We start from the raw sequence: 1067 nt of genomic DNA on the forward strand, positions 1-1067 counted from the left end.
GGCGTGCTGGCCTTGTTGCTGCTGATCCTGTTTTGGAATTACCGTCTGACGCGCGCCGTGAACCAGCGGACCGCCGCCCTCTCGAGCGCCAACGAGGCGTTGCGGCAGAGTGAGGAGCGCGCCCAGGGCATCGTCAGCTCGATTGCCGATCCCATGTTGATGATGGACCGCGAGCGCGTGGTGACATGGGCAAACGCGCGCGCCGAACAGCTGTTCGGCCCGGACGTAATCGGCAAATCGTGTGATGTGGTCTTTGCCTGTAACCGCATGCCCTGCGAAAAGTGCTCGGTGTTTCGGGCTCTCAGCACGAATCTGGTGCACGACAGCGAAAGCGTAGTCACGGATGCCACGGGAACGCTCCGGCATTTCTGGTGTACGGCCGGGACCGCCGCTCATGACGAGGAGGGTAAACCGAGCGCCGTGGTCGAGATTCTTCGCGACATTACCGAGCGCAAACAGAACGAAGATGCCCGGCGTCTGTTAGAAGACCAGCTTCGGCAAGCACAAAAAATGGAGGCTGTGGGCCAGCTCGCCGGCGGCGTGGCCCACGATTTCAACAATCTGCTTCAGGTGATCCGCGGCAATATCGAGCTGGTCATGGACGACATTCCCCAAGACACGCCTCCCCGCGCGAGTCTCGAAGAGGTCGAGCGCGCCGCCGAGCGGGCAACCACCCTGGTACGGCAACTGCTGGCGTTCGGACGGCGCCAGAAGCTGGAGTTGCAGGCGCTCGACATGAACGAGGTTGTGAGCGGGATGCTCAGGATGATCCGGCGGCTGATCGGCGAACATATCGAGATGGCCTTCGAACCCGGCCCCGGCGAGGCCATGGTCTATGCTGATCGGGGGCAGATCGAGCAGATCATCGTCAATCTCTGCGTGAACGCACGGGATGCCATGCATCAGGGGGGGCGCCTGGTGCTCGAGGTGAACACCCGGGAAATCGATGCCGCTTTTACGTCGCGGTTCATGGAAACAAGGCCGGGCGCCTACCTGGTACTCCACGTCTCGGACTCCGGAACGGGCATCCATCCGGATATTCAGGACCGGATCTTCGAGCCGTTCTT

The 1067-nt window shown here is 61.9% G+C and carries 1 protein-coding gene; it reads left to right on the forward strand.

The window, feature by feature from the left end; translation table 11 throughout:
- A partial coding sequence (locus tag PLJ71_08405) for a PAS domain-containing protein (GenBank protein HQM48696.1) occupies positions 1–1067 on the forward strand: 1067 nt, incomplete at both ends.

This window comes from Candidatus Hydrogenedentota bacterium, assembly GCA_035416745.1.
GTDB lineage: Bacteria > Hydrogenedentota > Hydrogenedentia > Hydrogenedentales > SLHB01 > UBA2224.